The 8412-nt window shown below is 74.5% G+C and carries 7 protein-coding genes, 1 tRNA gene and 1 pseudogene; 3 read left to right on the top strand and 6 right to left on the bottom strand.

Features of this window, described 5'->3' with window-relative positions; translation table 11 throughout:
- Positions 1-210: 210 nt before the first annotated feature.
- Both ACW69E_RS25010 and ACW69E_RS25005 read right to left on the bottom strand, forming a co-directional pair.
- Entirely contained in the window at positions 211-1845 is a 1635-nt protein-coding gene (locus ACW69E_RS25010) for an MDR family MFS transporter (RefSeq protein WP_457500554.1), read from the bottom strand.
- A gap of 146 nt (positions 1846-1991) precedes the next feature.
- Positions 1992-2678 (bottom strand): TetR family transcriptional regulator, encoded by a 687-nt coding sequence (locus ACW69E_RS25005; protein WP_457500557.1) that lies wholly within the window; start codon positions 2676-2678, stop codon positions 1992-1994.
- A gap of 250 nt (positions 2679-2928) precedes the next feature.
- On the opposite strand from ACW69E_RS25005, the pseudogene ACW69E_RS25000 reads away from it, so the two are divergent.
- Positions 2929-3036: pseudogene (locus ACW69E_RS25000) on the top strand (GNAT family N-acetyltransferase); the annotation flags it as partial.
- On the opposite strand, the gene ACW69E_RS24995 reads toward ACW69E_RS25000, so the two are convergent.
- Positions 3023-4606, bottom strand: coding sequence for a PH domain-containing protein (locus ACW69E_RS24995; RefSeq protein WP_457500553.1), 1584 nt, complete (start codon positions 4604-4606; stop codon positions 3023-3025). The pseudogene ACW69E_RS25000 and the gene ACW69E_RS24995 overlap by 14 nt on opposite strands.
- Positions 4607-4920: 314 nt before the next feature.
- Between ACW69E_RS24995 and ACW69E_RS24990 the strand changes: the two genes are divergently transcribed.
- Positions 4921-5817 carry a CAP domain-containing protein gene (locus ACW69E_RS24990; protein WP_457500552.1) on the top strand — a complete coding sequence of 299 codons (897 nt, stop codon included), beginning with the start codon at positions 4921-4923 and terminating at the stop codon, positions 5815-5817.
- Between the two features lie 80 nt (positions 5818-5897).
- Here ACW69E_RS24990 and ACW69E_RS24985 read toward each other — a convergent pair.
- The 3 genes from ACW69E_RS24985 to ACW69E_RS24975 form a co-directional block, all read right to left on the bottom strand.
- A tRNA-Met gene (locus tag ACW69E_RS24985) sits at positions 5898-5971 on the bottom strand.
- Positions 5972-6034: 63 nt separating this feature from the next.
- Positions 6035-6463 (bottom strand): EamA family transporter, encoded by a 429-nt coding sequence (locus ACW69E_RS24980; RefSeq protein WP_457500556.1) that lies wholly within the window; start codon positions 6461-6463, stop codon positions 6035-6037.
- A complete protein-coding gene (locus ACW69E_RS24975; RefSeq protein WP_457500551.1) occupies positions 6402-6971 on the bottom strand; it encodes an EamA family transporter in 570 nt (189 codons plus the stop codon). The genes ACW69E_RS24980 and ACW69E_RS24975 overlap by 62 nt, the downstream gene beginning before the upstream one ends.
- On the opposite strand from ACW69E_RS24975, the gene ACW69E_RS24970 reads away from it, so the two are divergent.
- Positions 6970-8385 (top strand): aminotransferase-like domain-containing protein, encoded by a 1416-nt coding sequence (locus tag ACW69E_RS24970; RefSeq protein ID WP_457500550.1) that lies wholly within the window; start codon positions 6970-6972, stop codon positions 8383-8385. The genes ACW69E_RS24975 and ACW69E_RS24970 overlap by 2 nt on opposite strands.
- The last annotated feature ends 27 nt before the right edge of the window (positions 8386-8412 follow it).

Below are 8412 nucleotides of genomic sequence, written 5' to 3'. Positions count from 1 at the left end.
GGCCCGGCCGCAGGCGGAGAGCGGGACGGAACAGGGGGAGGACGCCATCCGCACCCTCGCCGCCGGGTTCTGACCCGCCGGACCCCGCTGCTCCGGAACACCCGCCTCACCGCCGTCCCGGCCGTACCGCGTCCACGGGACCACGGGGGCGACCGGGGCCGGGGCAGGCGTCGCAGGCCGTGCCCCCGGTTCCGGTCGGCCCTGCCGGGCTCAGCCGACCGGGGCCGCGGGCTCCCTGCCGGGCTCCCCGCCGGCCCGCGGAGCACCGTCACCGTCCGACGCCCGCTGCTCCGGGCCGCCGTCCGAGGCCCGGGCGCCGGCCTCCTCGGCCAGCCGTTCCATGCCGCTGGTGGTCTTCAGCGGTTTCTCCTTGATGAACACGACGGCGACCAGGGCGAGCAGGGCGAAAGGCGTCGCGACGAGGAAGAGGTCCGCGGTGGCGACACCGTAGGCGTGCTCCACGATCGCCCGGATCGGCGCGGGCAGGGCGGTGACGTCGGGGACGCCGCCCTCCGGGCCGCCGGGGGCCTGGGCCCCGGCGGCGGGAACGCCCGCCTGCTCCAGCCCCCGGGTCATCTCGCTCGCGACCCGGTTGGCCAGGATCGCGCCGAGCACGCTGGTGCCGATCGTGCCGCCCATGCTGCGGAAGAAGGACAGCACGGAGGTCGCCGCGCCCAGCTCGGCGGCGGGAACGTCGTTCTGCGCGGCCAGCACCAGGTTCTGCATCAGCATGCCGACACCGATGCCGAGCACCGCCATGTAGACGCCGAGCAGGCCGAAGCCCGTATCGGAGTCGATCGTGGCGAGCAGCCCGAGACCGGCGGTCATGGTGACCGCGCCCGCCACCAGGTACACCTTCCACCTGCCGGTGGCGCTGATGACCTGGCCGGCGACGGTGGAGGAGACCAGCAGCCCCAGGATCATCGGCAGGCTCATCAGACCGGCGACGGTCGGGGACTTGCCCAGCGAGATCTGGAAGTACTGGGAGAGGAAGACGGTGCCGCCGAACATGGCCACACCCACCAGCAGGCTGGCGACGGTGGTCAGGGTCACGGTGCGGTTGCGGAAGATGTCCAGCGGGATGACCGGCTCGGGCACCCGCGACTCGACGTAGACCGCGGCGATCAGCAGCACCGCGCCGCCACCGGTCAGAACGGCGGTCTGCCAGGAGAGCCAGTCGAACCGGTTCCCGGCCAGCGAGGTCCAGATGAGCAGCGCGCAGACGCCCGCGACGATCAGGAAGGCGCCCAGGAAGTCGATCCTCACCTCGCGCCGGACGGTGGGCAGCCGCAGGGTGCGCTGCAGCAGCACGATCGCCAGCAGCGCGAACGGTACGCCGATGAAGAAGCACCAGCGCCACCCCAGCCACGAGGTGTCCACCAGGACACCGCCGATCAGCGGCCCGGCCACGGTGCCCACGGCGAAGACGGCGCCGAAGATGCCCGCGTACTTGCCCAGCCTGCGGGGCGGGATGACGGCGGCCATCACCACCTGCGCCAGGGCGGTGAGGCCGCCCGCGCCGATGCCCTGGACGACCCGGCTGAAGATCAGCAGCTCGACGCCCTGGGAGAAACCGGCCAGCAGTGAGCCGGCCACGAACATGCCCAGGGAGAGTTGCAGCAGCAGCTTCTTGTTGTAGAGATCGGACAGCTTGCCCCACAGCGGCACGGTCGCCGTCATGGCCAGCAGTTCGGAGGTGACGACCCAGGTGTAGGAGGACTGGCTGGCCCCCAGGTCGGTGATGATCCGTGGCAGCGCGTTGGCCACCACCGTGCCCGCCAGGATGGCGACGAACATGCCGGCCATCAGGCCGGACATGGCCTGGAGGATCTGCCGGTTGGTCATGGATGTGGGCGGCGCCTGGTCAGGCGCCTGTGATGCGGTCACAACGTCCTTCTCTGGGGCTTTGGGGGCTTCATGGGCCGCTCATGAGCCGGCCGCGGAACGCGGGGCCTTCTCACCGGGTCCTGCCGGGGGCGGGGCGGGTCGGGTCAGCGCCGCCGGTTCTCGCCGGACGGGGCCGGCAGTCCGGCGGCCAGGTGCTCGAAGACCTGCCGGAAGACGTCGGTGAAGGCGAGCCGGTCCTGCTGTGCGCACCAGTGCTCGACGGCGACCCGGACGGCGGTGCCGCCGACGGCGGCCAGCAGGCGCGGGTACAGGTCCAGCGCTCCGCGCCGTTCCTTCTCGGAGGCGGAGGGCGCCGGGCCGGCGGCGGGACCACCGCCGAGGCGCTCGGCGAGCGCCTCGGCCAGGCCGAGTTCGTCGGCCAGATGCGCGGCGAGGCTGCGGGCGAGCAGATGCGGCGAGGCGCTCAGCACCCTGGCGTGGAGATCCCACACCTCGTGGCGCTGCTCGATCTCCGCCAGCTCCGCCGCCATGGCCTCGCGCAGCGCCTCCAGCGGGGAGAGGCCGGCCGGTGCTTCGAGCACACCGCGACGGACCCGCGCGCCCGACTCCGCGTCGACCATGACGAAGGCGTCGTCACGGGCGTCGAAGTAGTTGAAGAACGTCCGGGGGGAGACGCCGGCCGCCTCGCTGATGGCCTCGACGGTGACGTGCTCCGCCCCGTGCTCCGCCGCGAGCCGTACCGCCGCTTCCGTGAGAGCGGCACGCGTGGCCCGCTTCTTGCGCTCCCGCAGCCCGCTCCCCGCGGCCTTCTTCTCCACCACATCTTGCATGCTAGGCAAAAATGCATGCTCTGTAAAAATTATTTCCGGCCGTTCCCGGCGTCGGGGCCGCCCGTCCCGGTGCCGTGGGCCGGCCAGGCGCGCGGATCGGTGGGGAGCGGTTCCACCGCCGCGCGGGCCGCCTGCGCCGGGCCGCCCCGGTCCGTCCACCCCGGCTTCCGGTGTGCTCGTGAGCCGTGGTGTCCGGGCGTGCGGCCGCCTGGCCGGGGATCACCGGAGGGCTGAGGGGGAGGGCGGCTGTGAGCCGGTCTGGGCCCGGCGGGCGGCGGGCAACGCGCGCAGCGTGCGGGCCTTCCAGGCGGCCGGGTTCCGGCCGGTGGGCGCCGAGCTACTGCTCACCGCGCGGTAGGAACGCCCCCCGTGGCCTCGCCGGAGCTCGCGGGGGTTCTCGCGTGCTCCAGTTCCCGCAGGATGCGGGCCAGGTCGTCCGGGGCGGCGGCGAGACGGACCGGGCGGCCGGCGTCGTCGAGTTCGGCGATGTGCCAGTGGCCGGGGACGGCCTCGCGGTCACCGCCGCGGACGCGCCGCACCTCCTTGACGGTGAGCCGTTCCACGGGAATCGGTTTGGCCGCGAACCGGCCGGGACCGGAGTGGGGCGTCACCGCGGGCGGCCCGCCGCCGATGACGATGTGGGTGCCGAAGTGGTGCGGGTTGTAGTCGGTGGGCTCCAGGAATCGGGCGGTCAGGAACACCTCCGCGCCCTGTCCGGCGGGCTCCTCGGCTCCCGGGACCTCGCCGGGTGCGCGGAGGCGGGTGGCGCGCCAGGCCCAGGCGAACAGGCCCACCGTGACCAGCGACCCCGCCGCCGCCCACACGACCGCCACGGGAGAGGCGAACGGATCCGAGGGGTGGAGGTAGCAGAGCGGCAGCAACCACAGGGCCGTGCCGGCGAGCGCGCCCACGAACGGAAGCTCCGACGGGAGGGCCTCGTCGTCGGGCAGCCGCCGCCAGCGCAGCCGCAGCAGCACCCGCGTACCGGGCCAGCCGGCGGCGAGGGCGAGTCCGGCCGCGACGACGGCCACACTCCCCGGAGTGACGACGTGCTTGCGCCACACATGGCGTTCCCCGGCGGCCTCCATCACCTCGCCCCGCCACAGGGTCAGCTCGACCCTGTCGCCGGGCCGGAACTCCCGGGCGGCCTCCTGGGAGACCGAGAGCCGTTCCAGCGGCCGGCCGCCGGTGAAGTACAGATGGCTGGGGTTCCTGGGGCGGCCCGCCTCGGTCCGCTCGATCTCGGCCGGCAGGGTGCTCAGGCACTCGCTCCGCTCCGCCGCGGGCACCCGGGCGGTGCACGGGACGGCCGACTTCCACGCCCGTTCCTCGGCGGCGGTGCCCGATATGGACCACACCGCCAGGCCCGCCCCCGACAGCAGCAGCACACACAGGATCAGCGACCCGGTCCAGCCGTGCCCGGCGGTGTTGCGGGAGACGACCGGCAAGTGGTCCGACCGGGGGTTTCCGTGGCGGCGGTGCAGCGCACGGAGCGTCTCCAAGGCCGCGTCGAACTCCGGGTCCTCGGGGGACCAACTGCGCGGCAGGGGCAGCAGCGGCCTGCGCCCGTCGTGCAGCACCACACCGACGCGGCGGGTGTCCGGGGCCTTGTGGTTCCACTCGTTCCCCATGCGGATCTGCAGGTCGGCGATGCCGGACCACGGCATGCTCCGGCGGCGCGGCAGCGTCCGGACGTGCAGGCCGTACGCGTCGGCGCTCACCCGGGCGACGGCGCCGCGCAGCGAGACCAGAGCCGTCAGCGCCGACAGCAGGGCGATCCCCGACCACACCCCCCACAGTCCGCCGCGATCCGCCGAGTACACCGCGGCCGCGGCCGTCACAGCCGCCCCCGCCGCTCCCAGAACGGTGAAGATCCACAGAGCGCGCCGGTAGGGGGAACGGCAGGTCAATTCCCGGACATCGGTCATGCGCGCAATTCTGCCGCCGTCCGGCCGGGGTCTCATGTGCACGATGCGGCAGCTTTCCGCCCGGCGACGCTTCCGGATACGGGAGGCTCCACCTCCCCGGCCGGTCACCGCGGGGAGTCCTCGCGCCCGGGCGGAACCTCATGGCTTCCTTAGGACTTCCTGAAGAAGCCCTTCCCCGGCGCCTCGCGGGCCCCGGGCCTGCCTAGGCTCTCGCCCGGCCCCCTCCAAGGGGCCCGGCAGGCGCGACCGCGTCCGCCGGGCCCCTTCTCCGGGCCGACCGATCCCCCCTACCGACTCCCCGAGGTGCCGTCCGCATGAGCTCCCGCCGGGCCGACCGTTCCCGCCACCGCTCCCACGCCCGTTCCAAGGGCACCCCGTCGGCGCGCGACATCGTCCTCGCGCTCAGCGTGGTCACCATGGCGGCGGGCGCCGGCCTCACCGTGGCCGCGGGCGGGGGACAGGACGGACCGGCCGACCGTGTGGCGGCCGACGCATCCGGTACCGCGCACGACACGGAGGCCGGGGCGGCCGGCGGCGTATCTCCTCCCGCCTCCCCCGCCCCGCGAAAGAGTGCGTCCGCCTCACCGGGTGCCGACGGGCCCGAGAAGTCCGGGAAACCGGGCGAGTCCGGGGAGACGGAGGAGTCGGGGAAGCCCGCACGCGGTGCCGCCCCCTCCGCTTCCGCACCCGCCTCCGGAACCGCCGGGGGAGCGGAACAGGACAGGATGGCCAGAAGCGGGCAGAGCCGCGCGGCCGGCTCCGAAGGCACCGCCGAGTCCGGCGGCGGGAAGGGTACCGGCGCCCCCGGGGCGGACGCGCCGGGGGACGGCGGGCCACAGGCGCAGGTACTCGCGCTCGTCAACAGGGAGCGGGCCGCGGCCGGCTGCCGCCCGGTCACCGCCGACGCCCGGCTGGCACGGGCCGCGGAGGACTACAGCGACACCATGGCCGCCTCCGGCGTGCTGTCCCACACGGGACCCGACGGTTCCACGATGGCCGACCGGGTCGAGGCGGCCGGGTACGCCTGGAGCAACCTGGGCGAGAACATAGCCCAGGGGCAGCCGGACGCCGCCTCGGTCATGAAGGCGTGGATGAACAGCCCCGGCCACCGCGCGAACATACTCAACTGCGCCTTCGAGGAGCTGGGCGTCGGCGTCCACCTCGGCGACGGCGGCCCGTGGTGGACCCAGAACTTCGGCACCGGACGGTAGCGGCACGGCGCCGGCGGACGCCCGCGGGCATGGAAGAGGTCCGGCCCCGGCGCTGAGTGCACCGGGGCCGGACCTTCCAGTAGCGGGGACAGGATTTGAACCTGCGACCTCTGGGTTATGAGCCCAGCGAGCTACCGAGCTGCTCCACCCCGCGGCGGTGACACCACTGTACGGCACGCCGCGGCCCGCGGCGAAACGGGCAGGTCGGCAAGGGGATTCAGCCCGCGCCCGAGGCACGCCCGGTCCGGGTGCGCACGGTGGCGCCCGCACAGGCGATCACGGCGACGCCGCCGAGGACGGTGGGCCAGGTGATCTGCTCGCGCAGGAGCAGCGCGGCCCAGCAGACACTCATCACGGGCTGGACGAGCTGCACCTGGCCGACTTGCGCCATCGGGCCGATCGCGAGCCCCCGGTACCAGGCGAAGAAGCCGAGGAACATGCTCACCACCCCGAGGTAGGCGAAGGCGGACCACTCGGCCGGACTCCCGGCCGGGGGGTGCGAGGAGGCCGAGAGGGCGGTGAGGGCCGCCATCAGCGGCGCGGAGAGCACCAGCGCCCAGGAGATGGTCTGCCAGGCCCCGAGTTCACGGGCGAGGATCCCGCCCTCCGCGTAGCCGGTGCCGGCCGCCGCGACGGCGCCGAGCAGAAGCAGGTCGGACCAGTGGAGCCCGCCGAACCCGCCCCCCTGGAGAGGCGAACACGACCGCGGCGCCCGCGCCGACGGCCGCCATGGCCCAGAACGGGGCAGGAGGGCGCTCGTGTCCGCGGAGCACGGCCATCACCGCGGTCGCGGCCGGCAGAAGCGCGATCACGACGGCGCCGTGGCCGGCCGAGGCATTGGTCAGGGCGTAGGAGGTCAGCAGGGGGAAGCCGACGACCACGCCCCCGGCGACGACCGCCAGGCGGCCCCACTGGGCGCCGCGGGGCGGACGCTGCCGGGTGACCGCCAGCGCGACCGCCGCCAGCACCGCGGCCACCACAGCACGGCCGGAGCCGACGAACAGCGGTGACATCCCGCCGTCCTCGACGGCGGCCCGGGTGAACGGGACGGTGAAGGAGAACGCCCCGACCCCGAGCAGACCCCACCCGAGACCGGAGCGGGACGGGGATAGCGGACGGGCTTCGAGCGCGGTAGCGCTACTGTCGTATTTCATGGACAACGATAGCAGTTCGCGGATCGTCGCCGACCTCGGCGAATGGATCGCGTCGGCCGCCCCGGGCGCGAGACTGCCCTCCACGCGCACACTGGTCGCCCGTTACGGGGCGAGCCCCGTAACGGTCCAGAAGGCGCTGCGGACCCTGGCGGCGAGGGGAGTGGTGGAGAGCCGTTCCGGTGTGGGGACCTTCGTCCGCGCGGTCCGGGTGGCCCGCCCGAACGACTACGGCTGGCAGACCGCGGCGCTCGGATCGCCGCGCAACCGGGCACCGCAGCTCTCCACGGCGCTGCGCACCACCCCGAACGATGTGATCGCGCTTCACTCGGGTTACCCGGACCGGGAGTTGCTGCCCGAGCGCCTGGTCCGGGCCGCGCTCACCCGTGCGGCCCGCGGCGACGCCGCCGTCAGCCGACCCCCGGCCGCCGGGCTGCCCGAACTCCAGGCGTGGTTCGCGGCCGAACTCGCCACCGCGACACCGGCCGGGATCACGCCGCCGACACCGGGCGACGTCGTCGTCTTCCCCGGCAGCCAGAGTGGACTGGGCACCGTCTTCCGCTCCCTCGTCGGAGCGGGCCGCCCGCTGCTGGTGGAGTCGCCCACCTACTGGGGCGCGATCCTCGCCGCCGCGCAGGCGGGCGTGCGGGTCGTGCCCGTTCCCAGCGGGGCGCGCGGCCCCGACCCGGAGGAACTGGCGCGGGCGTTCGAACAGACCGGGGCGCGCGCGTTCTACGCCCAGCCGAACTTCGCCAATCCCACCGGCGCCCGGTGGTCGCCCGATCTGGCGGACCGGGTCCTCGGCACCGTCCGAAGCCACGGCGCGTTCCTGATCGAGGACGACTGGGCGCACGACTTCGGCATCGAGGAGGACCCGGCCCCGATCGCCGCCCGGGACGACGGCGGGCACGTCGTCTACCTGCGCTCCCTGACCAAGAGCGTCTCCCCGGCCGTCCGCATCGCCGGCGTCGTCGCCCGGGGCCCGGCCCGCACACGCGTCCTCGCCGACGCCCAGGCCGAGTCGATGTACGTCAGCGGCATCCTCCAGGCCGCCGCACTCGACGTCGTCACCCAGCCCGCCTGGCGCACGCACCTGCGCAGCCTCCGCCACCAGCTCGCCGCCCGCCGGGACCTGCTGACCGCGTCGCTGCGGGAGCACGCGCCCACCGCCCGCCTCGAGGCGGTGCCGCGGGGCGGGCTGAACATCTGGGTCCGGCTGCCGGACGCCACCGACCTGGCACGGCTCGTACGGGACTGCGAGGGTGACGGGGTCCTCGTCGCCCCCGGCGGCGAGTGGTTCCCCGCCGAACCGACCGGGGCCTACCTCCGGCTCAACTACTCGGGCCCCAACCCCGGCGCCTTCCCCGACGGCACGCGCGCCGTCGGACGGGCGCTCGCGCGGCAGCGGACGCGGTAGCGCCGGCGACCGGCCGGCTCGTGACAC

The sequence above is a fragment of the Streptomyces sp. SS8 genome, assembly GCF_054072955.1.
Note: the sequence above shows the minus strand (reverse complement) of the source record. Positions and strands in the feature narration are given on the sequence as shown.

What these genes read in the sequence shown, in the direction of transcription:
- ACW69E_RS25010 (WP_457500554.1), bottom strand. Translation starts at nt 1,845, where the DNA reads ATGACCAACCGGCAGATCCTCCAGGCCATGTCCGGCCTGATGGCCGGC.
- ACW69E_RS25005 (WP_457500557.1), bottom strand. Translation starts at nt 2,678, where the DNA reads ATGCAAGATGTGGTGGAGAAGAAGGCCGCGGGGAGCGGGCTGCGGGAG.
- ACW69E_RS24995 (WP_457500553.1), bottom strand. Translation starts at nt 4,606, where the DNA reads ATGACCGATGTCCGGGAATTGACCTGCCGTTCCCCCTACCGGCGCGCT.
- ACW69E_RS24990 (WP_457500552.1), top strand. Translation starts at nt 4,921, where the DNA reads ATGAGCTCCCGCCGGGCCGACCGTTCCCGCCACCGCTCCCACGCCCGT.
- ACW69E_RS24970 (WP_457500550.1), top strand. Translation starts at nt 6,970, where the DNA reads ATGGACAACGATAGCAGTTCGCGGATCGTCGCCGACCTCGGCGAATGG.
- ACW69E_RS24975 (WP_457500551.1), bottom strand. Translation starts at nt 6,971, where the DNA reads ATGAAATACGACAGTAGCGCTACCGCGCTCGAAGCCCGTCCGCTATCC.